Here is a 26,110-nt window from a genome sequence, read left to right as displayed (position 1 = left end):
GTTCTACACCATATGGAAAATAGAAAACCTAAAGATTACACTATCATTTCTTTAAAAGGCATGGCAATGGGAATTGCTGAACTGGTACCCGGAGTATCGGGTGGCACAATTGCCTTTGTTACAGGAATTTACGAAGAATTTATCACCTCTATCAATAACGTCAATCTAAAAACTTTAAAAGTTTTAAAAGAAGATGGCTTTAAAATGTTCTGGAAAAAACTGAACGGTAATTTTCTGCTTGCACTGGTAATTGGTATGATGATCAGCATCTTCTCATTATCGAAAATTATTGCTTGGCTTTTAGATGAGCATCCCATACCAACATGGTCTTTCTTTTTTGGTTTGGTATTGGCAAGTGTAATATTCATTGCAAAATCAATCAAAAAATGGCATTTACTAGCCATAATTCTCTTTATTATAGGTACGGTTAGTGCTTTCTATATTACGACCCTACCTCCATCGGCAAGCTCTGGCAGTTTACTTTTTATCTTTTTATCTGGTGCTATTGCTATCTGTGCAATGGTATTACCAGGTATTTCCGGTTCATTTATATTAGTGTTATTAGGATCTTACAAAACAGTATTAGAGGCAGTAAATGAAAAAGATTTCGGAATCATTATAACATTTGCATGTGGTGCCACTTTTGGTATATTAAGTTTTGCCAGAATCTTAAAATGGATGTTCACCAATTATAAGGATGCCACATTAGCTGTTTTAACAGGATTCATCTTGGGGTCATTGAACAAAATATGGCCTTGGAAGAACATCATAGAAATCATTCAGATCGGAAAAAAAGAAATTATAATTGATGAAAATATTTCACCATTTGCTTTTCAAGGTGATAATCAATTAACTTTTGCCATTGTAGCCGCTATCATAGGTTTTTCCCTTATTTTTATATTGGAAAAATCCGCTTCAAAGAAGTAATGCGAAAACCTACATGAACACACCCCGTACCTTTACCGATAAATTTTTCTTGGTGGTTAAAGGACTTTGTATGGGAGCCGCCAATAAAGTACCCGGAGTATCAGGTGGAATTGTAGCATTTGTAGGCGGTTTTTACGAAGAATTTATTTATTCTCTTCAAAAGGTAAATGCTAAAGCGTTTAAGCTTCTGATCAATGGTAGGTTTAAAAGTTTCTATCGCTATATCAATGGTTCATTTTTAACACTTCTTATTTTTGGAATGCTAGTTAGTTATTTCAGCATTTCAAAAGTTTTGGACTATTTTTTAGTGAAAAGTGAACTCTACGTTTGGGCCACATTCTTTGGCATGATACTAGGATCCATCTATTATATAGGCAAAGATTTTGATTACTGGAAAAAGAAAACATTTACCGCAGCCCTCATTGGTTTGGGCATTGGTGTGGCTATCAGCTTTCTTAGTCCCGCAAAAGAAAATGACAATCTATTATTTATCTTTTTATGTGGCATGATCAGTGTATCTGGCATGACCCTACCTGGTTTATCGGGTTCATTCATTTTAATACTATTAGGTAATTATGTGTTACTGCTAGTAGACTCGGTCAATGCGCTGTACGATACATTTTCAGAATTATTGGTTGGCGATTTTAGTTTTACAAATAACACAGAGCGCTTACATACATTAAAAATATTAGCCGTTTTTACCTTAGGATCAGCAACAGGTCTTGTTACCTTGTCGCACTTGTTGACCTTTGTTCTAAAGCATTACAAACATGTTACCACTGCAACTATACTCGGTTTTATTACCGGTTCACTAGGCGTGGTATGGCCATGGAAAAAAACTATTTACAAAACAGACTTAGATGGAAATCTGGTTTTAGATTCCAATGGAAAACAGATTATAATGAATTATGAACGTTTTCTACCAGATTTGACCGTTGTAGAAAATTGGATGGCAATTTTCTATATAATAATAGGTATTAGTATTTTGCTAGTTTTAGATTGGTATGGAAAGAACAGAAGAACAGAAAGCTAATTATGGCTTAATAGGAAAAAATATATCCTATTCATTTTCAAGAGGATATTTTAAAAAGAAATTTGAGGCAATGGAACTTAAAAACCATATCTATCAAAATTTTGATCTTTCCTCTATTTCAGAATTTCCAACCATTTTTAAGAATACCAAAAATGTGAAAGGGTTAAACGTTACTATTCCATATAAAGAAGAGGTAATGGAATTCTTGAACGACATTGATGATGCCGCTAAGAAAATAGGTGCCGTAAACACTATAAAAATTGGCGAAGATGGCTTAAAAGGTTTTAATACCGATGCATACGGTTTTAAAAAATCTCTTGAACCTAATTTAAAAAAACATCATCAAAAAGGACTAATACTAGGTACTGGCGGGGCATCAAAAGCAATAGCGTATGTGCTAGAAGAGTTGGGCATTACCTACACATTTGTTTCAAGAAGTGGAAAAAACAACGGTTATACCTATAAAGGTTTAACCAATGACATTATTAAAGAGCACACACTTATCGTTAATTGTTCACCCGTTGGAACATTCCCCGATATTGAACAAAAACCAGATATTCCTTATCAAGAGATCAATGAAGAACATTTGCTATTCGATCTTATATATAACCCTGAGGAAACCGCCTTTTTAAAGGCTGGAAAAGAAAATGGAGCGACTATATGTAATGGCTACAAAATGCTAGAATACCAAGCAGAAAAGTCTTGGGAAATCTGGAACCAAAAGTAATCTACTCCTTCGCCTTGTCTTTAATAAGGTGCCATTAATTGAATTTTCCTATACTATTGGGTTTTGCAATAGATTTAAAAAGAGTAAGCAATTCTTTGCCAGTACTAGGGTTGTTACTATCTTGTAAGCATATAACATAGGATTATGTCTGAGGATAAACAACAAAAATTACAAGAGAATTCAACTGAAGAAAACACTACCGCACAAGCTACGGAAAGTAAGGTAGAAGAAACAGTTGAAGACAGTACAAATTCAACAGAGCAACCTGAAGAAAACGCTTCTGAAGAAAATGAATCTACGGCAGATACTGATGTCATGAACGAAATTGACGATTCTAATGCCGAAGATGCAGAAGATACCGATACTGAAAAAAGACATGAAATTCCTATGCCAGACTACCATGAAATGAACATGGAGAATTTAGTTGGAGAATTACAGCGCTTGGTAAAGAATGAAAAAGTTCAGGCAATAAGAAAGCACGTAGACAATATCAAAGATGAATTCAATCAGAAATTTGATGAATTTATTGAAGAGAAAAAAGAAGAATTTATTTCTAACGGCGGTAACGAAATTGATTTTAGATATAATTCAGTAGACAAGCGACAGTTCAATGAAGTATATGCAGAATATAGAGAAAAGCGCAATCAATATTATAAGAGCCTAGAAAAAAGCCACAAAGAAAACCTAGCGTATCGATTAGATCTTATTGAGCAATTGAAGGGCTTGGTAAATGTTGAAGAAGATATAAACACAACCTATAATAATTTTAAGGATATACAGGCGAAATGGCGCCATGCCGGTCCTATTCCACGTGCAGATTACAACAATGTTTGGAAAACTTACCACCATCATATTGAAATTTTCTACGATTTTCTAAATATCAATAGAGATTTAAGAGATTTAGATTTTAAGCATAATCTTGAAGAAAAAAGTAAGATTGTAGCCAGAGCCGAAGAGCTTGCTAAAGAACCGGATTTAAATAGGGCGTTTAGAGAATTACAAGTACTACATAAAATCTGGAAAGAAGATTTAGGTCCCGTAGGTAAAGAACATAGAGAAGAAATTTGGGATCGTTTTAGTGCCGCAACAAAAATTATACATGAAAGGCGTCAAGATTACTTTAAGAACCTAGACAAGATTAAAGAAGATAACTTAGAGCGTAAGCATGCTATTATAAATGAAATTAATACACTTACGGAGAACGTTTCTGACAACCACGGTAAGCTACAACAACAGATAAAAAAATTAGAAGAGCTAAGGGAAGCGTTTTTTACAGCCGGTCAAGTACCCCAAAAAGTAAATTCAAAAACTTGGAATAGCTTTAAGGCTGCGGTTAGAGAATTCAATCAGCATAAAAATGCATTTTACAAAAATCTAAAAAAGGAGCAACAAGAAAATTTAGATAAGAAAAGAGCATTGTTGGAAATAGCAGTTTCGCTAAAGGATAGTGAAGATTGGGATACTACTACTTCAGAAATGAAACGTATTCAAGGGCAATGGAAAAAAATTGGCCACGTACCCAGAAAATACTCGGATAAATTATGGAAAGAGTTTAAAACTGCCTGCAATCATTACTTTGACAGATTAAATGCCCTTAAAAATGATGCTTTTAAAGAAGAAGAGGCAAATCTTAAGCTGAAAGAGGAATGTATGAACCGTCTTAAATCTTTTGAGTTAAGTGGCGACAAAACGAAAGATTTAGAAACGATTAAAAAGTTTTCCGAAGAATGGAAAAACTATGGCAGGGTTCCTTTTAAAAAGAAAAGTATTAATCAAAAATTCGACAAAATTATTGATGCCCTTTATCAGAAGTGTGGCGTAAGTAAGCAAGAGTCTGAACTACTGAAATATGGAAACAAAATTCAACAGCTTACCAATAATGACAATCAAGAACGTGCCATACAAAATGAGCGTGCGTTTATTAGAAAGAAAATAGACGAAAGTAAAGATGAAATCAGGCAGCTTGAAAATAATTTGCAGTTTTTCTCAAATGCCTCTGAAAGCAATCCATTAGTACAAGATGTCATAAAAAGAGTAAATCAGCATAAAGAGTCTTTGGCTGCGTGGAAGGCAAAACTTAAAAAACTAAATATTTTAAAGAATAATTTACTCAAGGAAGACGATGAAGGCGAGTCTACAGAAGAGCCACAATCTGAGGTGTAAACATTCCAATTTTTATAAAGGGTATAATAATTAAGCTGCTTAATCGTTATATGTAAGAAAAAACCTACTTATTAAATTTAGGTACAATGTTATACCCAAAATATGGTAAAACCAGAAATACCAAAAAACGAACAACAACGACTAGAAGTTTTAAATAGTTTCAACGTATTAGATACATTAGAAGAAAAAGAATACGATGCCATAACCCGTATTGCAGCAGATATTTGCAACACCCCAATGGCACTAGTTTCCTTAGTTGATAAAGATAGACAGTGGTTTAAATCTCACCATGGTATAGATGCAACTGAAACACCACGAGAGCTTGCATTTTGTGCCCACGCCATAAATACCCCAGACTCTTTATTAATAGTTAACGACGCGAATAAAGACGAAAGGTTTTTTGACAACCCCTTAGTAACGGGCGGACCTGCTGTGCAATTCTATGCCGGAGCGCCACTGAACACCAAAGAAGGAACTTCTATTGGTACGCTATGTGTTATTGATACAAAACCCAGGCAAAAATTTACTGAAAAGCAGCAAGCTTGCTTAAAAGACCTTGCCGATCAAGTTATAGCACAACTAGAACTTCGTAAACAGAATATGCAACAAAAACTGATCAACGAAGAATTAAGGATAAAGAATGATCAGTTAAAACACCTATCATACCGTCTTGCTCATGATATGAAAACCCCATTATTAGGAGTTAATTCTATGGTTAGCTTTATCAAAGATGATTACAGTGATTTTATAAAGGATACAGAAATTCCTGTTTATCTAAAAATTATAGATAATAGAGTTGAATATATGGAAGCTCTTATCAATGGTATTATTAATTATAACTCCATTACCAATGCAGAAATCGTTGGTGAGGAATTTAATATTTCAAATGAACTAAAACAGGTACTTCACAAACATGCCGATATTAGCAATGTTGAATTACAATTGATGAATTGTGACATAAGCATATATCAATCATTAAACAGCTTCGACCAAATATTTAGGGATTTGATCTCTAACAGTTTAAAATTTGTGAACTCCCCTACCATTAAAATAAAGATAACCTTCACTGAAGACCAAGACTTTTATTTCTTTACCTATGAAGACAACGGATCTGGCATACCTGAAAAATACTGGGAAAAAGTTTTCGGATTATTTGAAAAACTTGGAATCGATGATGTCGAAAACACGGGCATTGGATTAACAACGATAAAAACCCTCATAGAGAAATTAGGAGGCAAAATCACCATAGGCAAACGCCCAAATAACGAAGAAGGTGTGTTTTTTAATTTTTCACTTGCGAAGCTTCCCTCATAACCAAACAATACGATTTGTATTGACCTATCAGAACTTATTTAAAAGTACCCATAAAAAAAGCCTCTATAAATAGAGGCTTTTAACATTATAATAGATATTACATTTACTTAGCAACATTTACGGCTCTTGTTTCACGAATAACCGTCACTTTTACCTGACCAGGATAGGTCATATCGGTTTGTATTTTTTGCGAAATCTCGAAAGACAATTGCGCAGCTCTATCATCATTTACTTTTTCGCTTTCAACGATTACACGAAGCTCTCTACCTGCTTGTATCGCATAAGCTTTTTGTACACCACTAAAACCAAATGCAATCTCCTCAAGGTCTTTTAAACGTTGAATATAAGAATCCAACACCTGTCTTCTTGCACCAGGTCGTGCACCGCTAATAGCATCACAAACTTGTACAATTGGTGCAATAAGCGTTTTCATTTCAATTTCGTCATGATGGGCACCTATGGCATTACATACTTCAGGTTTTTCCCCAAACTTTTCTGCCCATTGCATACCTAAGATGGCGTGTGGCGTTTCCACTTCATTTTCTGTATTAGGTACTTTTCCTATATCATGTAATAAACCTGCACGTTTAGCTATTTTAGGATTCAATCCTAGTTCAGATGCCATTACACCACAAAGCTTGGCAACTTCCCTAGAGTGCTGTAATAAGTTTTGACCATAAGAAGATCTATACTTCATTCTACCAACGGCACGAATTAGCTCTGGGTGAAGTCCATGAATACCTAAATCTATAACGGTACGCTTACCTATCTCTACAATTTCGGTTTCAATTTGCTTTTCGGTCTTTTTAACGATTTCCTCAATTCTAGCTGGGTGAATTCTACCATCTGTCACCAACTTATGAAGCGAAAGCCTTGCAACCTCTCTCCTTACCGAATCGAAGCAAGAAAGAATAATTGCTTCTGGTGTATCATCAACAATAATTTCTACTCCAGTAGCAGCTTCTAGCGCTCTAATATTTCTACCTTCTCTACCAATAATACGCCCTTTTACATCATCTGATTCTATGTTGAATACCGACACACAGTTTTCTACAGCTTCTTCGGTACCTATTCTCTGAATAGTATTGATAATGATTTTACGGGCTTCTTGCTGTGCCGTAAGTTTAGACTCTTCAACCGTAGATTGTATAAATGCCATAGCATCTGTTCTAGCAGTCTCCTTTAGACTTTCTACTAGTTGATTTTTTGCTTCATCTGCAGATAGACCGGAAATTACTTCTAGCTGCTGAATTTGGCTCTTGTGCATTTTATCCAACTCTTCATGACGCTTGTCAAAAAGTTGTCTCTTTTGCTCTACTTCTTTTAATTTGTTGTCTAGCTGAGCATTCATGTTCTTGTTTTTAGCAAGCTCACTACTAACTTGAGATTCTTTGTCTCTAGTTCTCTTTTCAGCATCGTTTATTTTCTTATCCTTATTATTTATAACCTTTTCATGCTCGGCCTTTAATTCTAAGAACTTTTCTTTTGCTTGTAATATTTTTTCTTTTTTGACACTCTCGCCTTCGGCTTTAGCATCTTTTAAAATGCGTTCAGCATCTTTTTTAGCATTAATTATGGTTTTAGAGGCCTTCCCTTTTTCCAAAAATTTTGCAATCGCAAAACCTACTGCCAGCCCAACTATTGCGGCTATAACTATCATTGTACTATCCATAGTGTAATATATTAATAAAAAAAAAGCCCACATTGGAGAAGTTTTGATCAAACTCCGGTAAACAGGTTTAGGGCTAACAGACTGATCAAGGATCCCTATACAAGTAGGGCTTGCTTTTACAATCTAAACTCACCCTTTTTAAAAAAAATAAATGTTGAGTTTGTCAAAAGGTATTACCAATGTGGGCAGTAACTTAATGTATTTATAAGAACGTTTTTATTTAAAAGCCAATTTAGAATTCACCAAGTCCTCAAGCGCTTTTAAACGTTCTTCAGCTTCTTTGGTACCCTCTACTTGCTCTATGCCATTCTGTTCAATTTTAGACGCAAATTGTAAGGCACACATGGCCAATACATCTTGTTTGTCCCTAACTGCATAATTCTGCTCAAATTTTTTTGCCAACTGTTCTATGTTTTTAGCCGCTTTACGCAAGCCTTCTTCTTGAGAGGGGTCAATCGTTAATGGATATACCCTATCAGCAATAGAAAGTTTTATTTTGAGCTTATCTGACATATTATTATAAACATTATTCCGATAACTGGGCTATACAATGGTCCAACTCTCGTATTAATGTATTTATTTTAAGCTTAGCTTCTGTTTTATTGGTATTACTGCCAAGCATTGAATTTGCAAGTTTAAGCGAGTTGTATTTTTCTTCCCATTCAGAAACCGTTTTACTGGTGTTCTCTTGTGAAGATTTTATATCACGCAATTCTTTTTCCAATTCAATATTAGCATTGTTCAAAACCTCAAGTTTATGCAACAGCTTGCTAATTTTATTTTCTAAAGAATCAACGATTTTAATTAATTCGCTCATACATTACCGTCAATGCGATTTACACAAAGTTAACATACATATTATGACTTAGCAATAGTTTTGTGAAATATTCGTAGTTCATGAAATCTCAAATCTATTTTGTTTACGCAAAGCCCTTTAGCTTTAAATAAATTTTAGCGCATTCTTCTTCATAGAATTGTCTATGATTATTTATTTTCGCAGTATTGCTATCTACCTATGAGAAATATAACCCTAAGTCTATTATTACTGTTTTGCTTTTCGCTTTTTGCACAAAAAGAATATCCTAAAGGAGTATTTGCTCCACCAATGGATATACCTATTATTTTGGCAGGTACTTTTGGTGAATTGCGATCAAATCATTTTCACTCTGGCATAGATATTAAAACACAACAGAGAGAAGGTATACCGATCAATTCAATTGGGGATGGCACAATAACAAGAATTAAGGTTTCTCTATGGGGCTATGGCAAAGTGCTATATATAGCTCACCCAAATGGTTATACTTCTGTTTATGGGCATCTGCAAAAATTCTCCCCATCAATTGAAGAATACATTAAGAAAATACAATACAACAAAAAGTCGTTTGAGGTAGAAGTTTTCCCCGATTATGGCGAACTAAAAGTGTCAAAAGGAGAACTCATTGCATATAGTGGAAACACAGGTGGTTCCGCTGGTCCACATTTACATTTTGAAATACGAAGTAGTATTTCTGAAAAACCTACCAATCCTCTATTATACGGAATGGATGTAGCCGATGCCACTAACCCCATTCTAGAAAAATTGTTTGTATATCCGCTAACCGACAAATCTCACGTTAACGGTAACTACAGTAGAACCCAGGTTAATTTTAAGAAACAGAGCGATGGTACATTTTTAGCCGACAATGTAACCGCACTAGGCGACATCGGTATTGGTTTTGTTGGTTTTGACAGACTAGATATGGCAGCAAATAAAAATGGTGTCTATAGTGTTGAACTCAGCGTAAATGGTAAAACCTATTCCCTTTACGATTTTGAATCTTTTTCTTTTGGGGAAACCAGATATATTAATACGTTGATAGATTACGACTACTACGGCAGAAATAGACAACGTATTCAAAAAAGTTTTAAATCTCCGGGCAACAACCTAAGTATTTATAAAGAGCTTTATAACAATGGTGAGATCCAGGTAAACGAAGGTCTTAGCTACAACGCAAAACTTTTAATCAAAGATTTTGCTGGCAATGATCTAGAAATGAATATACCAATTACTGGCAAAAAGAATTTATTAGGCAACAAGAAGGAAAACTTTACAACAGAAAATTACATAACTGCAAAAAGACCTAATAACTTTGACTTAGGCGGTGCCAAGGTTTATTTTCCGACAAATACTTTTTACGAAGATTTCTACATCGATCTAAAAAAAGGGAAAGACACTGTTATGATACATACCAACACCGTGCCCGCACATAGAAATTTCACGATAACTTTTGATGTATCGAAATACACAAAAGAAGAACAAAAACAATTGTTCATTGCCCGTTTAGATTCTAAACTAAGACCAAGCCATGCAAATACCTATAAACGAGGAAATGAATTTACAACACGAACACGTTACTTAGGCACTTATACTTTGGCTCGAGATACCGTTGCCCCCACAATTAGAACCAAAAATTTTAAAGAAAAGCAGTGGTTGAACAACTATAAATATTTGAGTGTACAAATTGCCGATGATCTTAGTGGTATTGATACTTATTCCGCTACTTTAAACGGAGAATGGATTTTAATGGAATACGAACCAAAACGCAATACACTTACCTATAATTTTGACGATAAGATTGCAGACCAAACGCAATGGGTGCTTAAAGTTACCGTTACAGATAATGTAGGGAATGAAAATACCTTGACGACCTCGTTTTATAGAAAATAAATTATTTGATACTTAGCAATGTTCCAAGCCTTATAATACTGCTGTGCAGCACCATTGGTTTTGCTCAGAACGCTACTATTTCGGGTATTGTATTTGATGAGGATAACAAGCCATTGCCCAATGTTAATATCACTACTCAAAATTTAGGCACAATTTCGAATGCCAATGGATTTTATATTCTTGAGGTTATAGCTGATAAAGAAAATACCATATCTTTTTCTCACGTAGCCTATAAAGACGTTGTCATAGAAAAATTAATTCTAACGACTAACGAAACCTTTGAATTCAATCCGGTGCTAAAAAGCGATGTCACCCAAATAGATGGTGTTACCGTAACTGCAACAGGAGAAAGATCAATTAACAATATACTGAACATTACTCCAGAGAAAATAAGAAAGATTCCTGGTGCAAATTCTGGAGTAGAAACCATATTAAAATTATTACCAGGCGTATCTTCAAACAATGAATTAAGTACACAATACGCAGTGCGCGGCGGAAACTTTGATGAAAACTTAGTCTATGTTAATGAAATTGAAGTCTATAGACCATTTTTGATTCGATCGGCACAGCAAGAAGGCTTAAGTTTTGTAAATAGTGATCTTGTTCAAAATGTCAAATTTTCTGCAGGTGGTTTTCAAGCTAAGTACGGAGATAAAATGTCTTCTGTTCTAGATATAAAGTACAAAACTCCTACACTTTTTTCGTTACGTGCAGATTTAAGTTTTTTAGGTGCTAGTGCAAGTTTAGAAACAATATCAAAAAACAAAAAATTCAGTTCTGTATCAGGTGTAAGGTATAGAAACAATTCTTTATTGGTAAATAGTCAACAAACACAGAGCAATTTTAATCCGTCATTTACAGATGTTCAAAGCTATTTAACCTACCACATTTCACCTAAATTCCATATTAATTTTTTAGGGAATATAGCTATCAACGACTATAAAAACGAACCAATCAACAGGCAAACGAATTTTGGCACCATAGATAATCCTCAGGCATTAGTAGTTTATTACGAAGGGCAAGAAATCAATCGATACAATACTGCTCTTGGGGCTTTAAAAGGTAGCTATCGATTAAACGAAAACACCACATTAAAACTTATTTCATCTATATACCATACCACAGAAGAAGAATATTCAGATGTTATTGCGGCGTATGAATTAGGTGATATCGACAGTAACTTAAATAGTGACACTGCAGGTCAGGTTCTAACATCTAGGGGCGTAGGTTCGCAATTTAATAGAACAAGAAACGATTTAGATGCATTAATATTCAACCTAGAACACAAAGGCACACATACCAAAAACAACGAATTAATAGAATGGGGCATAAAATATACACATGAAGATATAAGAGATCAATTAAGAGAGTCTGAGTTTATCGATTCTGCCGGATATTCCATTAGACCACCGCAATCGGAGTTCATGAACAATCAACCTTCAGAGGCATTCGATGCACCCCTAGTTGCTTATAGCGGACTTAATGCATTAAATTTCGTGAAAACAAATAGATTCTCGGCCTATGTGCAACTAGGCACCCACAAAACTTGGAACAATACTGATATTTATTACAACGCTGGTTTACGTTCTCACCATTGGACAGTAAGTGGCACCGGTGTCGAAAAAGTTTCTCAAACAGTAATTAGCCCTAGGGTTCAATTTGCTATAAAGCCAAATTGGAAAAAAGACATGCTGTTCAAAATAGCTACAGGAATATACCACCAGCCGCCCTTTTATAGAGAATTAAGAGATAGTACAGGAACCATACAACCCAATGTTAAAGCACAAAAAGCATTTCATTTGGTGGCAAGTAATGAATATAGTTTTCAATTATGGGACCGACCTTTTACACTTATTAGCGAGGCATATTATAAAAAACTGAACAATGTAAACCCGTACACACTAGAAGATGTTCGAATTAGATATGCAGCAACTAATGATACCGAAGCCTATGTGTATGGCTTCGATGTAAGAATTAACGGTGCCTTTGTTCCGGGTACGGAGTCTTGGGTAAGCATTGGCTACTTGAAAACGGAAGAAAATAGAAACAATAGAGGTTATATCGCTAGACCAACAGATCAACGTTTAAAATTTGGAATTCTCTTTCAAGATTATATACCCACAATTCCCGATTTAAAAATGTACTTAAATTTGGTGTACCAAACCGGTGTACCCGGCGGATCCCCAAGTTATGCCGATCCATATATTTTTCAGAATAGATTAAGAGATTATAAACGTGCAGATTTAGGAATTTCCTATATTTTTGCAAATAGTAACAAACAATATTCAAGTACACATTGGCTTCATAGTTTTAAAGAATTGAGTTTAGGTTTTGAAATTTTTAATCTCTTCAATAATCAAAATTCAATTACCAATACTTGGGTAAGGGATGCGGACAGTAAAAACGAATACGCCGTACCAAACTACCTTACCTCTAGAGTATTAAATTTAAGATTGGGAATTCGCCTATAAAAAATAAAAATGAAAAGACTACTTTTCTTAATAGCCCTAATTACTTCTATTACTACAGTCGCCCAAAAAAATATTTACGAAAGTCCAAATTTTGATCGTTTGAGCGAAGATCATAAGGTTTTGGCAATTATGCCTTTTCTTACCAATTTAGACCTTAATGAGAAAATTTCTAAATCGGAACAAAAGAGATTAGAAGAAAATGAGGGTCATGCGGTACAGAATGCTCTAGAAACCTATTTTTCTGAACGAAGTAAAAAGAAAAAATTACCGGTTACTTTTCAAAATATTGAAAACACAGCGGCCATATTAGCGAAAAAAAATATCAGTTATGAAAATATTGATGTGTATACCACCAAAGAACTAAGCGAAATATTAGGCGTAGATGGTATTATAAGCGGAACCTTAGATCTTAATATTTTATTATCAAACGGTATACCTACAGAATTTAGTTTTACCGATTACTTCTCTGGCGGCGCCAATTATGGCAGAATAGGTATTAAAATTAGTGATGGAGATACCGGAAAACTTCTTTGGAAATATGAAAAAGAAATTAACAAGAAGACAGGTAAGAACACTACAGATCTAATTGACCGTATGATGAAATTAGCTATTAGAAAATTTCCATACGAAAGAGAACGTAAACGCGATAGAAACAAAAATTAATTACGCTTCAATTATCTCTTTTAAAACATTGACCGTATAATCAATATCTTCTTTGGTATTGTATGTAGAAAATGAGAACCGCACAGATGGTTTCTTCATATCCTCATCAGTAAGAATTTGTGTAAGCACGTGCGAACCCATATCACTACCAGACTGGCAAGCACTACCTTTAGAACAGGCTATACCTTTCATATCTAAATTAAATAACAATAACATTGCCTTTTCTTCTTCAATTGGTAAGCATACATTCACTAATGTATATGTACTTTTATCTAAATCGCTAGAGTGTCCGTTAAATTTTGCATCTGGTATTACGGACTTCACTTGATCAATGAAATAAGATTTTAGCCCTTCAACATACTGTTTTTCCTCATCTAAATTGTCGTAAGCATGTTTAAACGCTTCTTCCAACCCTACTATGTTATGAAAAGATTCGGTCCCTGCCCTAAGTCCTCTTTCTTGTGAACCGCCTGAAATCATGGAGTTTAAACCAGAATTTTTACGTATAAATGCGAAACCAACCCCTTTTGGTCCATGAAACTTATGCGCAGCTGCAGCTAAGAAATCAATTGGAAAAGCTTTTACATCCCAATGGTAATGACCTAAAGACTGTACTGTATCTGAATGCACCAAGGCATCATACTTTTTACTTAAAAGTGTAATTTCCTTTAAGTCTATTTTATTTCCAATCTCATTATTTACATGCATTAAACTCACCAGTTTTTTAGAATCATCTTTCTGTAATAACGATTCTAAATGTGCTAAATCCGGATTACCATACGCATCTAAATCTACATACCATAACTGTATTAAGCCTTTTTGTTCCAACTCTTCCACCGTATGTAAAACCGCATGATGTTCAATTCTAGTGGTAATAATGGTTTTTACTCCTAAATCACGTACTGCACACCTCAAGATCATATTATCCGCTTCGGTACCACCAGAAGTAAATATAATTTCAGATGGTTGGGCATTCATATATTTAGCAATAGTTTTACGCGCACTTTCTATAGCTGTTTTAGCTGTTCTACCAAAACTATGCGTAGAAGAAGGGTTGCCGTAAACAGCCAATGCCTCTTGCATTTTAGCTATAACATTTGGGTGTACTTGAGTAGTTGCTGCGTTATCTAAATATACATGTTTCATATATGCGTACTCTTGAATAAATAAAGGGCAAAAATAGTTAATTAACCCATAAATGACCGTAATGCAACAGACAGATTTCCAAATTTTAAATTAAATTTGATCTATGAAAAAATATCTTTTACTTGGAAGCTTATTTTTGTTGTTTGCTTGCGATGACGGCGATTTACAAATAGAAACCGTAGATTTTGATAGTATTGACGAAATAGAGTTTTGCGATGAAATTACGGCCAATGTAGAAAATGTTGTTTTCAAGATAAATGATGATGAAGCCTTAATATTAACGTTATCAAGCTCTTTAATTCAAAATGCAGTAACCACTACAGATAGAGAAAGCACCGTACCTAGTGGCTCACAGGTTACTTATAGAATTTTTTCCGAGACCGTAACCAGCAGTTATTTCTGTGATTCACCACCACCGGTAACACCTACCGTCTCTGAAGAAATTGAAGCTGAAAGCGGTAGCATATTGGTAACTACCACAACCGAAAACGACACGTTGTTTACACATACCATTCAACTAAGCGGTATATCGTTCTTAAATGAAAATGGCAGTAGAATTACAGATTTACAGATCAATGAGTTTGGTTCTATTACAACTTCTATAGAATAACTTAATAATTCTGAAAGATATATACCTCGGTAGCACCTAACCCGTATTTTTGATAGTCGGCATCATAGAACTTTACATTGTCATATTTTCTAAAAAGGTATCCGAGCTCTTCTTTTAACACTCCCTCACCTACCCCATGAATAAACACTACTTTTTGTATGCGTTTATTAATGGCAAAGTTCAATTGTCGTTTGGCGGTATCTAATTGCAAATTCAGCATATCAAATTTCCCCATCGATTTCGGGTTCTTAACAAGTTGGTTAATATGTAGATCAACTTCCATTTTAGGAGCGGTGCGTTCTTTGGCCTTTACTGCGGGTACTTTTCTACGTTTTGGAATTTCCTTTTCTTTTTTAATTTTAGCTATATCATAATTAGACACACGAATGTCATCTGATATCAATACCAGTTCTTGAGCATTAAAAGACAACGGAAAACCATCATCACTTACAATAGTGATTGTACTACCATTAATAGATTCTACAACACCTTTAATGACATCATCAATCGTTTCTACGGTATCACCAATCTTAAATTGAGGCATGTTTTTGTTTTGTATGCACAAAAATAATGGTAATTTTCCGACTATTAATTTATTTACAGATGCGCCTTAAGGCATTAATTCTTTTTTTGGCATTAGAAAACTTTATGCTTCCCTGCTTTACTAAACAGTTGCTTGGGGTAGATTGCCCTGGGTGCGGATTGCAACGTTCGTTGTTATTTTTAATTAAGGGAGAATTTATTTCTGCTTTTTTAATGTATCCGGCTATATATCCTATGCTAGCCTTATTTGCCTTTTTGGGCATCAATAAATTTTATCCGATTAAACATTCAAATACTATTACGATTATACTTATGGTGAGTACCGTAGGTTTTATATTGACCAATTACATATTAAAATTTATTTAACTAAACCTTTAAATTATGGAACAACAAAAATTACCCAATGTAACATTAGCACTAATTCTTGCTATAATAGGATTTGTCTGCTGCTGTATAGGCGGTTTACCTGGTATTATTCTAGGTGGTATTGCATTTTTCTTAGTATCAAAAGATGAAAAATTGTATAAAGAAAACCCAGAAAATTACTCAAACTATAGTACTTTAAAAACTACTAAAACGGTTTCAATTATCGTGTTGGTAATCGGTATTTTATATTTAGCATATTCTATCTACGGAATTATGAGTATTGGTGGATGGGAAGCATATATGGAGCAAGTTAGAACAATGTCTGAACAATATTCACAATAATTAAATGAACAACTCAGAATATCAACTAATACCAGGTTCTAGCAATGCATTGACATTTGGCATATTATCTATTGTATTAACCATTTTCTGTTGTGGTCCTTTTGGGGCTATATTCAGTTTTTTGGGCTTAAGCAATGCTAATAAAGCCAAAAGATTTTATGAAGAAAATCCTGGTAATTACCGAGGTTTCGAAAATATTAGCACAGGAAAAATTCTATCGTATATAGGTTTGGCACTAGCGTTAATTTATTTAGTTCTCGGTATCATTTATTTCGGATTGATTATCGCATTTTTTGCTAATGGCGAGTTTCAATAAGAATAAAAAAATCAAAAAAATCCCCGATGTAGATCGGGGATTTTTTATTTCTAGTTTTTAAACTCTTTCAGTGTTTTAATAATAATAGCAACACAATCTAAAAGTTGTTCTTTAGTCATTACCAACGGTGGTGCAAACCTTATAATATTACCGTGAGTTGGTTTCGCAAGCAGACCATTTTCCTTTAGAGCCATACAAATATCCCATGCGGTTGAACTTTCTTCACTATCATTAATAAGTATAGCATTTAAAAGACCTTTACCACGAACACTGTTCACCAAATTAGTTGTAGATATAAATTTATTAAGCTCTGATCTAAAGAGTTCGCCCAACTCAACTGCATTATTTGCAAGCTCTTCATTTTTCACTACTTCAAGAGCTGCCATGCCCACGGCTGCAGCAATAGGGTTTCCTCCAAATGTACTTCCATGATTTCCTGGGCGAATAACTCCCATGATATTGTCATTTGCCAAAACTGCAGAAACAGGATATGCTCCACCAGACAAGGCTTTGCCTAAAATTAGAATATCCGGTTTAATTTCGGGAGTACCGCTACAATGCTTATCTGAACAAGAACAATTGCCACAGGTTGCCAATAAACGACCCGTTCTTGCTATACCTGTCTGTACTTCATCGGCAATGAACAAAACATTATACTTTTCACATAATGCTTTTGCACCACTTAAATATCCTTCAGAAGGCACATAAACCCCTGCTTCACCTTGTATAGGTTCTACTAGAAAGCCTGCTATATTATCATTAGATTTTAAAACTTCTTCCAAAGCTTCTAAATTATCATACTCTATTTTAATGAACCCGTCTGTATACGGTCCAAAATTTTTACGAGCTACCGGATCATTAGAAAATGATATAATAGTAGTGGTACGACCATGAAAATTGTTTTCACAAACAATAATCTCAGCATTGTTCTCTGCAATACCTTTTTCTTCGTAAGCCCATTTTCTACAAATTTTTAAAGCCGTTTCAACAGCTTCAGCACCTGTATTCATAGGCAACAGCTTATCGAAATGAAAAGTTTCAGTAGCATATTTTTCATACTTACCCAACATATCATTGTAAAAAGCCCTTGAGGTCAACGTTAAGGTTTTTGCCTGATCCGTCATTGCATTTACAATTTTTGGGTGGCAGTGACCTTGGTTTACCGCAGAATAAGCAGATAAAAAATCATAATACTTTTTTCCTTCAACGTCCCATACATAAACACCTTCTCCCCTGCTCAATACAACAGGTAATGGGTGATAATTGTGTGCTCCGTGTTTATCTTCTAATGCAATTGCATATTTAGAAGATGTGATGTTTTCTAAAATTGACATGATAAAAAATTACTTTAAATAAAACTTTAGCAATTCCTTCTATACCTTTTTCCTTTCAGATCCCGATAAAGCCATCGGGACGAAAATTCAGCGTGGGAGAGAAATCATCCTGTAGAATTACAAACTTAATAAATAATTTTTTTGAATCACCATAAAACCTTTAAGAAGCTATGAACTACGATATAATGTGACCTCTAACAAAAAATTGTGTCTTAACCAATACAACCAATTAATTATAAAAAGAACACTATGAACTATTTAGAGAACATTATGACCAGCCTTTCCAACTCAGTTGGCGATTTTTTACCAACTACTATTGGCGCTATACTAATACTTATTATTGGCTGGTTTATTGCTGGATTTTTAAAAAGGCTGATTACCAAATTAATCAAAAAAACGAATGTAGACAGCAAACTTGGAACGGGCAAAGTTGTACTATCATCCTTTATTGGAAAACTAGTATACTTTTTTATCATGATTTTTGTTTTCATGCTTGCGCTAGAAAAGCTGGGAATGAGAAGTGTTCTAGATCCGGTCAAAAATTTACTTAATGGGTTTACAAATTACATACCTAATATTGTAGGTGCAGGCTTAGTAGGTTATATTGGTTATATGTTAGCAACCATAGTTTCTGAACTTGTTGGGCTTTCTGGTGAAACCATACAAAGCTTTGTTCCTAAATTAAAATTACCCGAGAATTTAAATTTAGTGAACATACTTAAAAAAGTCGTTTTTATTTTCATATTCATTCCATTATTGATCACTGCTCTTAATATTTTAAATATGGATGCCATTTCTGTTCCGGCAACACATATGTTAGAACAGTTTTTCAATGCCATCCCTAAAATTATTGTTGCAGTACTAATTCTACTAATATTTGTAATTGGAGGTAAATTTGTTGCTGGCTTAATAACCGATTTATTAGAGAGTTTAAATTTAGATGGCATAGTTAACAAAATGAACTTAAGCAGTATTTCGTCTAAAACCAATCTTGCAAAATTAATTGGTAACGTGGTTTATTTTTTCATTGTTCTTTTTGGGATTATTACCGCACTGGAAAAATTAGAATTTGAAAAACTGACAAATGTATTGGACACCCTAGTTGGGGTTTCAGGAAATATTCTATTTGGACTTGTTATACTGATCATAGGTAATTGGATTGCTTCAACGGCTCACAAAACAATGGCCAAAGATGAAAATAATCTTTTTGTAGCCTCGATAGTAAGAATGTGCATTTTAGCTATTTTCTTAGCGATGGGTCTTAAAACCATGGGTATTGGTGATGACATAATAAACATGGCTTTTGGTATTACATTAGGCACCATTGCAGTCACCATTGCATTATCTTTTGGCTTAGGCGGAAGAGAAGCTGCAGGTAAACAAATGGAGAGAATTTTAAATAAATTCAACAAAAAGAAATAGTAGCTTTTTCTACCAAATAAAATTTAAAAGTCAGGAAATCTTGCAAAACGATATTCCTGACTTTTATACTTATGAAAACCCAAACCTGTGCATTACTATAAAGAACTTCCTTTTTAACTAAATATAACAAGTCAACAGTACTTATTAGTTATAATAAATGCAACGGGATGCTTACTTTTGCCACATGCGAAAAAAGAAAAAGCGACTGGTTTTTGAAAATGTTTTGGTGACCGATGCAGCTGCAAAAGGTAAAACTATTGGTAAAGCCCCAGATGGTAGGGTTATTTTCTTGAACAACACTGTACCTGGTGATGTGGTAGATGTACAAACCACTAAAAAGCGAAAAGCATATTTCGAGGGCACAGCAATTAATTTTCACTCCCTTTCAGATAAAAGGGTAGATCCAGTTTGTCAACATTTTAATGTCTGTGGAGGTTGCAAATGGCAAGATATGGGCTACGAGCATCAACTATTCTACAAACAAAAAGAAGTAGAGAACAATCTTAAAAGAATCGGCCATTTAGATTTACCGGAAATGACGCCGATTTTAGGTTCTGAGAAACAGTATTTCTACAGAAATAAGATGGAATTTTCATTTTCCGATAGTCGTTGGCTTACCCTAGATGAAATTCAATCTGACAAGCAAATCGATGATAAAAATGCTTTAGGTTTTCACATACCAGGTATGTGGGATAAAATATTGGACATTAAAAAATGTCATCTTCAAAAAGACCCTTCAAACGCCATTCGATTAGAAACAAAAAGATTTGCTATTGAAAACGGATTAACGTTTTTCAACCCAAGAAACCAATATGGTATGTTACGCACATTAATGCTAAGAACATCATCTATTGGCGAGATAATGGTATTGGTGCAATTTTTTGAAAATGACAAGGAGAAAAGAGAGCTTTTATTGAACCATTTAACAACTACGTTCCCTGAGATAACATCTTTGTTATATGTAATAAACCCGAAGCAGAACGATACTATATATGATCAAGAAATCATCTGTTTTTCTGGAAGAGATCATATTTTTGAGGAAATGGAAGGGCTTAAATTTAAGATCAATGCAAAGTCGTTTTATCAAACCAACTCCGAGCAGGCTTATGAGCTTTACAAAATCACCAGAAATTTTGCCAATTTAAAAGGTGATGAATTGGTTTATGACCTTTACACAGGCACGGGAACCATAGCACAATTCGTATCAAAAAAAGCAAAGAAGGTTGTTGGTATTGAATCTGTTCCTGAAGCTATTTTAGATGCAAAAGCCAATGCAGAAAGAAATGCAATTGAAAACGTAGACTTTTTTGTTGGAGACATGAAAAATGTTTTTAACGAACAGTTTATAGCTCAAAACGGTGTTCCCGATGTTATAATTACCGACCCACCACGTGATGGAATGCATAAAGATGTTGTTCAACAAATATTGAACATTGCGCCTAAAAAAGTAGTGTATGTTAGCTGTAATAGTGCTACCCAAGCTAGAGATTTAGAATTGATGAAAGAAATGTACAACATTATTAAGGTTCAACCTGTAGATATGTTTCCGCAAACACATCACGTAGAAAATGTTGTACTTTTAGAAAAGAAAATTTAGGATGAGAAGATTATATTTCGGGATATTACTTTTCTGGGCAATTATTTGGGCATCTTCATGTGAAAAGGATGACATTTGTGTTGAAGGTGATACTCCCCTTTTGGTCATAGAGTTTTATGACGCTACAGACACATCGACTTTAAAAGAAGTTACAACTTTAAGAGTTGTGGGCGTCGGGCAATCTGTTACAGTAGGTACATTTACAGATCGCTCAAGTTTAAGCTCCATTACAATACCCTTAAAAACCGACGAGGATAGTGCTAGTTTCATTATGATCAATGAATCTGCTTCAGACGATAATGGTTCAGAAACAGGTAATTTAGATACTATCAATTTTTCATATTCTAGAATTGAAGATTTTCTATCACGTGGTTGCGGTTTCATCGTTAATTATGATGAGCTTGAAGCAAATGTTACCGCAGATACAGATAATTGGATTCAAGATATAGAAATTACGCAGTCTTTAGTCACCAACTCAGATTCTACACATGTCAAGATCTTTCATTAATCTATTATTAGTTCTAAGTACGTTTTTGGCGCTGGGCCAGAGCAAGCCTATAGATTTACACCCAAAAGATTCGGTAGAATACAAGCAATCTTACGGACTAAGAGCAGGTATAGATATAAGCAGAATTATTACGAGCTCATTAGATGACAATTATAAAGGTTTAGAATTTGTAGCCGATTATAGACTAACCCAAAATCTATACTTGGCAGCTGAACTAGGTAGCGAAGAAAAAACGCGGCAAGAAGATCTTTATAATTTTACTACCAATGGCAGTTATATTAAAATTGGTATTGATAAGAACAACTATTTTAACTGGTATGGAGAACGAAATATGATCTATATGGGTGGTAGAATAGCGTATAGTTCTTTTGACAATACGCTCAATAATTATCAATATTTTGATACCAATAGATATTGGAATCCAGATGATTTTGCTACAGGATCTACCGAAGCTGAGGAATTTTCAGGTCTTTCCGCCACTTGGATAGAAGGTGTTTTTGGCACAAAAGTAGAATTGCTTTCTAATATATATGTTGGTGCAAGTATTCGTTTAGGTCTTATTCTAAGTCAGAAAGAAGATGAACGGTTTCCTAATCTTTGGGTTCCCGGTTTCAATAAGGTAACTTGGGACAGTAATTTTGGAGTGGGTTATAATTTTAGCATCTCATACTTTATTCCTTTCTACAAAAAGAAGAACAAAGCAAAGAAAAAAACTGAAAATTCAACAGAGCCCCAAGGACCACCTCCAAGACCGAATGAAGGTTTATAAAATTTTAAATCCTTTTATAAAAATCCACTTCATAACTATTTTTTTAACAGCTTCAATTTTGACTACTGTAAACTTAGGCGCTAAAAATGATGCCGAAATTGCCGCAATTACAGATAAATAAATTGAACTTATTGTTAAAGTCATATGTAGTACGACACGGAATACTATGAATAATAGTGCAAAGGCTAAAAAATTATAAACTAATACCTTGTGTTTCAATTTCATTTCTCAGTTCTATTTTGATATTTGGCTTTTTTACTACCTTCATACATTTCATACTTCAGCAACCGTGATTCCAAATGACTGTTGAAAACTTTAATCTTTCTTGAAGGTCGTAAACCTACAAATTTCAAAGCTGGTAAATTACTGGTTACAAACCAAGCATTAGTTCCCGGATAACCTTGTTTTAAGGTGTCACCAATGGCACTATAAAAGTTTTCCATCTCTATATCCAAACGTTCGCCATAAGGCGGATTAAAACACATGTGCAATGTTCCTTCTGTTTGTTTAGAGGTTTTAAAGAAATCTTTTCTTTCGACAGTTATATATTCATCAAGATTTGCATTCTCAATATTGTCTTGAGCTTTTCTTACTGCAGAAGGGGCTTTGTCATACCCAATGATCTTATGGTGAAACTCTCTAGTTTTCTTTAAACTGGAGTCTACGATTTTCTCATATAGCTCCGCATCGAAATCCGTCCATTTCTCAAAAGCAAAACCCTTTCTATTAATATTGGCAGGTATATTACAAGCAATCATTGCTGCCTCTGTCAACATAGTACCACTACCACACATAGGGTCCATAAAATCACATTGACCGTCCCAGCCACTCAACAAAAGCAAACCAGAAGCAAGCACTTCATTAATTGGGGCGATATTGGTTGCGGTACGATATCCCCTTTTGTGCAATGAATACCCAGAACTATCTAAAGACACATTACAGTCATTATTATGAATATGAATGTTGATACGTAAATCTGGATCTTTAACATCCACATCTGGTCTAGTTCCATCCGTATCCCTAAACTTATCTACTATGGCGTCTTTTGTCTTTTGAGACACATATAAAGAATGTGTGAACTTTTCTGAATTTACGGTAGCATCTATGGCAAAAGTTTCACTAACAGATAGGTATTCGGTCCAATCCATCGCATATATTTTTCTATACAGATCTTTTTCATCCCTAACGCGAAACGAATGAATTGGCTTTATAATCTTAATAGCGGTACGTAAACAAAGGTTCGCTTTGTACATAAATCCATTGTCCCCTTCGAAAGAAACATTTCTTACTCCTTCTACTACATTACTAGCTCCAAGATTTCTAAGTTCTTTTGACAAAAGCTCTTCAAAACCGAATAAGGTCTTAGCGACCATTTTAAAATTATTACCCATATTCATCTTTTCACGAACCACAAAAATACGCTAATTTTGACGCCAGTTTAAAATATGACCCAATTCCTTTTGAAAAGCTTAATTAGCATTTATATGATTTATATTTTACCAATTTTGGGAGTGCTGATTAGTTTTCTTTTTGTGGTGGTTACAAAACCTCAAAAGAATGAATCCTTTAAACTTTTATTGGCATTCAGCGGTGCTTTTCTTTTAGCCTTGACCATCTTTGAAATGCTACCCGAAGTCTATTCAACCATAGCGCCAAAAACAATCGGTGTATTTATTATGTTGGGTATTCTATTTCAAATATTTTTAGAATTCTTTTCAAAAGGAGCTGAGCATGGTCATGTACATATATCAACAGATAGTCAAAATTTTCCATGGTTGCTTTTTATTAGTCTTTGTATACACTCACTTTTAGAAGGCTTGCCCATTGATGCAAATGACACTATTATTTATGGCATATTAATACACAAAATACCCATCGCAATTATACTTAGTATTTTTCTATTGGCATCTAATATTAAACCACTATATGCCGGTCTGTTCATGTTATTATTTTCACTAATGACACCCTTAGGCACCTATTTAGCACATACAATAGAATTATTTACCACTTATGGAATTTATTTAAATGCATTAGTAATAGGCGTATTCTTACATATTTCAACTGTAATATTATTTGAAAGTTCTGAAGGGCATAAATTTAATTTAAGAAAATTATTAGTGATTTTACTAGGTATAACAATAGCATATTATCTATAATGTTCAGTAAAGAAGAATCACGAAAATTACGAGAAGAATTTTGGATAGCATTTGGTAAATCATTTCCGTACAAATGGACATTGTACAAAACTGAAGTAAAAGGATTATCCTTTAAATTCCATTTTGATGTAAAGATGGCAATGGTCTCAATTGATGTAGATTCAGATTTTGAACAAAGAATCAAAGTATGGGATAAATTAATAGCACTAAAATCAATTTTAATAGACGATTTTCTTCCAGAAGCCAACTTTGAAGATTTCTATATTCTTAAAAACCAAAAAGAAATTTCAAGAATATATGTAGAATTGAATAATGTTTCTATTCATAATAAAAATACATGGAGGCAAACAATGGAGTTTTTGAACAATAATATGCTTCAAATAGAAAAATTCTACCTAGAGTATAAAGATTTTATTGAATCATAAGAGGGCAAAACCAAATCATTTATCAAATAACATCTATATAAATAAAAAACCAATGACTAATAGCTCCACCTAATACAAAAAGATGCCAAATAAAGTGATTGTAAGGTATTCTTCTCACAGCATAGAATAGAATGCCTATAGTGTAGAACAACCCACCTAACATAAGTAATTGAATTCCTAATTCTGAAGTATTATCCACTAAATTTTGAAAATCTAATACTATTAACCATCCCATTGCCAAGTACAATAGTAGTGATACCATTTCAAATTTACCGATGAAAAACAATTTCAATATAGTTCCAATAGCTGCAATTCCCCAAACTATAAAGAAAATCAGCCAACCATTACCATTAACAAGTGTTATTAGTGCAACGGGTGTATAAGTACCAGCTATTAAATAATAAATATTTATATGGTCAAGAATTCGAGTTCTCATTTTCCATACCTTATCATCAACGGCATGATATACTGTTGACATCATCAACATACTTATTAAGGAAATACTATAGATAATGATAGCAAAGGTTGCATATGCAGATTTATACGTATTAGCTGAGAGTAATATAAATAGACCTACAATAGCCAGTACTGCCCCAACACCGTGGGAAATTGCGTTAAACCTTTCCTCTTTATCCAATAATTTTAGAAGTGGCATATGAATCTATAATTAGTCCTTTAGTATTTCTAAAGAAGTAGTGTATAATTATATTAAAATTATTAAAAGATAGATCAAGTATTAGAATATATTCCATAAAAAAAGCCCCTTACATTGCTGTAAGGGGCTTTCGAAAAAGGCGGCTACCTACTCTCCCACTTGGTATAGCAGTACCATCGGCGCAAACGGTCTTAACTTCCCTGTTCGGAATGGTAAGGGGTGGGCCCCGTCGCCATGGCCACCT

The 26,110-nt window shown here is 34.2% G+C and carries 27 protein-coding genes, 1 rRNA gene and 1 other RNA gene; 18 read left to right on the top strand and 11 right to left on the bottom strand.

Annotated elements, in window-relative coordinates:
* Window positions 1-12 precede the first annotated feature (12 nt).
* The 5 genes from DCS95_RS17050 to DCS95_RS17030 all read left to right on the top strand — a co-directional run bounded on the left by DCS95_RS17050 (window position 13) and on the right by DCS95_RS17030 (window position 6,164).
* Window positions 13-927, top strand: a complete 915-nt coding sequence (locus DCS95_RS17050) for a DUF368 domain-containing protein (protein ID WP_116772006.1) — start codon at window positions 13-15, stop codon at window positions 925-927.
* 13 nt (window positions 928-940) lie between these two features.
* Window positions 941-1,960 carry a DUF368 domain-containing protein gene (locus DCS95_RS17045; RefSeq protein WP_116772005.1) on the top strand — a complete coding sequence of 340 codons (1,020 nt, stop codon included), beginning with the start codon at window positions 941-943 and terminating at the stop codon, window positions 1,958-1,960.
* Window positions 1,932-2,687, top strand: coding sequence for a shikimate dehydrogenase family protein (locus tag DCS95_RS17040; RefSeq protein ID WP_116772004.1), 756 nt, complete (start codon window positions 1,932-1,934; stop codon window positions 2,685-2,687). Before DCS95_RS17045 ends, DCS95_RS17040 begins: the two co-directional genes overlap by 29 nt.
* 144 nt (window positions 2,688-2,831) lie before the next feature.
* On the top strand, window positions 2,832-4,850 hold the full coding sequence (locus DCS95_RS17035; protein ID WP_116772003.1) for a DUF349 domain-containing protein: 2,019 nt from the start codon (window positions 2,832-2,834) through the stop codon (window positions 4,848-4,850).
* A gap of 102 nt (window positions 4,851-4,952) precedes the next feature.
* Window positions 4,953-6,164 carry a sensor histidine kinase gene (locus DCS95_RS17030; RefSeq protein ID WP_116772002.1) on the top strand — a complete coding sequence of 404 codons (1,212 nt, stop codon included), beginning with the start codon at window positions 4,953-4,955 and terminating at the stop codon, window positions 6,162-6,164.
* 103 nt (window positions 6,165-6,267) lie between these two features.
* Here the strand turns inward: DCS95_RS17030 and rny are convergent, their stop codons facing one another.
* From rny to DCS95_RS17010, 4 genes are all read right to left on the bottom strand, one after another.
* Complete coding sequence (gene rny / locus DCS95_RS17025; protein ID WP_116772001.1) at window positions 6,268-7,836, bottom strand: ribonuclease Y; 1,569 nt, start codon at window positions 7,834-7,836, stop codon at window positions 6,268-6,270.
* 49 nt (window positions 7,837-7,885) lie between these two features.
* Window positions 7,886-7,996, bottom strand: a non-coding RNA gene (gene ssrS, locus DCS95_RS17020) — 6S RNA.
* 56 nt (window positions 7,997-8,052) lie between these two features.
* Window positions 8,053-8,349: a cell division protein ZapA gene (locus tag DCS95_RS17015; RefSeq protein ID WP_058103369.1), complete on the bottom strand. Its 297-nt coding sequence runs from the start codon at window positions 8,347-8,349 to the stop codon at window positions 8,053-8,055.
* A gap of 13 nt (window positions 8,350-8,362) precedes the next feature.
* Window positions 8,363-8,653, bottom strand: a complete 291-nt coding sequence (locus DCS95_RS17010; protein WP_116772000.1) for a hypothetical protein — start codon at window positions 8,651-8,653, stop codon at window positions 8,363-8,365.
* A 198-nt stretch (window positions 8,654-8,851) separates the two neighbouring features.
* Here DCS95_RS17010 and DCS95_RS17005 point away from each other — a divergent pair, with 198 nt between their 5' ends.
* Genes DCS95_RS17005 through DCS95_RS16995 form a run of 3 tightly spaced genes read left to right on the top strand, consistent with a single transcriptional unit; the run spans window position 8,852 to window position 13,677 of the window.
* Window positions 8,852-10,543 (top strand): M23 family metallopeptidase, encoded by a 1,692-nt coding sequence (locus DCS95_RS17005; protein WP_116771999.1) that lies wholly within the window; start codon window positions 8,852-8,854, stop codon window positions 10,541-10,543.
* A 5-nt stretch (window positions 10,544-10,548) separates the two neighbouring features.
* Window positions 10,549-13,014 (top strand): TonB-dependent receptor, encoded by a 2,466-nt coding sequence (locus DCS95_RS17000; RefSeq protein ID WP_164674226.1) that lies wholly within the window; start codon window positions 10,549-10,551, stop codon window positions 13,012-13,014.
* Between the two features lie 9 nt (window positions 13,015-13,023).
* Window positions 13,024-13,677 (top strand): hypothetical protein, encoded by a 654-nt coding sequence (locus tag DCS95_RS16995; RefSeq protein ID WP_116771998.1) that lies wholly within the window; start codon window positions 13,024-13,026, stop codon window positions 13,675-13,677.
* On the opposite strand, the gene DCS95_RS16990 is transcribed toward DCS95_RS16995, so the two are convergent.
* Entirely contained in the window at window positions 13,678-14,823 is a 1,146-nt protein-coding gene (locus DCS95_RS16990) for a cysteine desulfurase family protein (RefSeq protein ID WP_116771997.1), read from the bottom strand.
* A 103-nt stretch (window positions 14,824-14,926) separates the two neighbouring features.
* Here DCS95_RS16990 and DCS95_RS16985 point away from each other — a divergent pair, with 103 nt between their 5' ends.
* Window positions 14,927-15,433, top strand: coding sequence for a hypothetical protein (locus DCS95_RS16985; protein ID WP_116771996.1), 507 nt, complete (start codon window positions 14,927-14,929; stop codon window positions 15,431-15,433).
* A 1-nt stretch (window position 15,434) separates the two neighbouring features.
* Here DCS95_RS16985 and DCS95_RS16980 read toward each other — a convergent pair whose 3' ends face one another.
* On the bottom strand, window positions 15,435-15,977 hold the full coding sequence (locus DCS95_RS16980; protein WP_116771995.1) for a Smr/MutS family protein: 543 nt from the start codon (window positions 15,975-15,977) through the stop codon (window positions 15,435-15,437).
* A 59-nt stretch (window positions 15,978-16,036) separates the two neighbouring features.
* Between DCS95_RS16980 and DCS95_RS16975 the strand changes: the two genes are divergently transcribed.
* Genes DCS95_RS16975 through DCS95_RS16965 form a run of 3 tightly spaced genes read left to right on the top strand, consistent with a single transcriptional unit; the run spans window position 16,037 to window position 17,000 of the window.
* Window positions 16,037-16,342, top strand: a complete 306-nt coding sequence (locus tag DCS95_RS16975; protein ID WP_116771994.1) for a DUF2752 domain-containing protein — start codon at window positions 16,037-16,039, stop codon at window positions 16,340-16,342.
* Window positions 16,343-16,357: 15 nt separating this feature from the next.
* Window positions 16,358-16,684, top strand: a complete 327-nt coding sequence (locus DCS95_RS16970; protein ID WP_116771993.1) for a CCC motif membrane protein — start codon at window positions 16,358-16,360, stop codon at window positions 16,682-16,684.
* Window positions 16,685-16,688: 4 nt separating this feature from the next.
* Window positions 16,689-17,000, top strand: a complete 312-nt coding sequence (locus tag DCS95_RS16965; protein WP_116771992.1) for a CCC motif membrane protein — start codon at window positions 16,689-16,691, stop codon at window positions 16,998-17,000.
* A 50-nt stretch (window positions 17,001-17,050) separates the two neighbouring features.
* Here the strand turns inward: DCS95_RS16965 and rocD are convergent, their stop codons facing one another.
* Entirely contained in the window at window positions 17,051-18,334 is a 1,284-nt protein-coding gene (rocD, locus tag DCS95_RS16960) for an ornithine--oxo-acid transaminase (protein WP_116771991.1), read from the bottom strand.
* Window positions 18,335-18,583: 249 nt separating this feature from the next.
* Here rocD and DCS95_RS16955 point away from each other — a divergent pair, with 249 nt between their 5' ends.
* The 4 genes from DCS95_RS16955 to DCS95_RS16940 all read left to right on the top strand — a co-directional run bounded on the left by DCS95_RS16955 (window position 18,584) and on the right by DCS95_RS16940 (window position 22,630).
* Window positions 18,584-19,756 carry a mechanosensitive ion channel gene (locus tag DCS95_RS16955; RefSeq protein WP_116771990.1) on the top strand — a complete coding sequence of 391 codons (1,173 nt, stop codon included), beginning with the start codon at window positions 18,584-18,586 and terminating at the stop codon, window positions 19,754-19,756.
* A gap of 184 nt (window positions 19,757-19,940) precedes the next feature.
* A complete protein-coding gene (gene rlmD, locus DCS95_RS16950) occupies window positions 19,941-21,353 on the top strand; it encodes a 23S rRNA (uracil(1939)-C(5))-methyltransferase RlmD (RefSeq protein ID WP_116771989.1) in 1,413 nt (470 codons plus the stop codon).
* A gap of 1 nt (window position 21,354) precedes the next feature.
* Entirely contained in the window at window positions 21,355-21,861 is a 507-nt protein-coding gene (locus DCS95_RS16945; RefSeq protein WP_116771988.1) for a DUF6452 family protein, read from the top strand.
* On the top strand, window positions 21,842-22,630 hold the full coding sequence (locus DCS95_RS16940) for a DUF6048 family protein (RefSeq protein ID WP_116771987.1): 789 nt from the start codon (window positions 21,842-21,844) through the stop codon (window positions 22,628-22,630). Before DCS95_RS16945 ends, DCS95_RS16940 begins: the two co-directional genes overlap by 20 nt.
* Here DCS95_RS16940 and DCS95_RS16935 read toward each other — a convergent pair.
* Complete coding sequence (locus tag DCS95_RS16935; RefSeq protein WP_116771986.1) at window positions 22,625-22,855, bottom strand: hypothetical protein; 231 nt, start codon at window positions 22,853-22,855, stop codon at window positions 22,625-22,627. The genes DCS95_RS16940 and DCS95_RS16935 overlap by 6 nt on opposite strands.
* The gene (locus tag DCS95_RS16930; protein ID WP_116772148.1) at window positions 22,852-24,021 is read right to left on the bottom strand and encodes a THUMP domain-containing class I SAM-dependent RNA methyltransferase; all 1,170 of its coding nucleotides are present in this window, start codon (window positions 24,019-24,021) and stop codon (window positions 22,852-22,854) included. Before DCS95_RS16930 ends, DCS95_RS16935 begins: the two co-directional genes overlap by 4 nt.
* 93 nt (window positions 24,022-24,114) lie before the next feature.
* On the opposite strand from DCS95_RS16930, the gene DCS95_RS16925 reads away from it, so the two are divergent.
* The gene (locus tag DCS95_RS16925; RefSeq protein ID WP_116771985.1) at window positions 24,115-24,786 is read left to right on the top strand and encodes a ZIP family metal transporter; all 672 of its coding nucleotides are present in this window, start codon (window positions 24,115-24,117) and stop codon (window positions 24,784-24,786) included.
* Complete coding sequence (locus tag DCS95_RS16920) at window positions 24,786-25,211, top strand: DUF4268 domain-containing protein (RefSeq protein WP_116771984.1); 426 nt, start codon at window positions 24,786-24,788, stop codon at window positions 25,209-25,211. Before DCS95_RS16925 ends, DCS95_RS16920 begins: the two co-directional genes overlap by 1 nt.
* 22 nt (window positions 25,212-25,233) lie before the next feature.
* On the opposite strand, the gene trhA is transcribed toward DCS95_RS16920, so the two are convergent.
* Both trhA and rrf read right to left on the bottom strand, forming a co-directional pair.
* Window positions 25,234-25,866 (bottom strand): PAQR family membrane homeostasis protein TrhA, encoded by a 633-nt coding sequence (gene trhA, locus DCS95_RS16915; RefSeq protein ID WP_116771983.1) that lies wholly within the window; start codon window positions 25,864-25,866, stop codon window positions 25,234-25,236.
* 134 nt (window positions 25,867-26,000) lie between these two features.
* Window positions 26,001-26,110: ribosomal RNA gene (rrf, locus tag DCS95_RS16910) — 5S ribosomal RNA — on the bottom strand.

The organism is Maribacter litoralis, assembly GCF_003075045.1.
GTDB lineage: Bacteria > Bacteroidota > Bacteroidia > Flavobacteriales > Flavobacteriaceae > Maribacter > Maribacter litoralis.
Note: the sequence above shows the minus strand (reverse complement) of the source record. Positions and strands in the feature narration are given on the sequence as shown.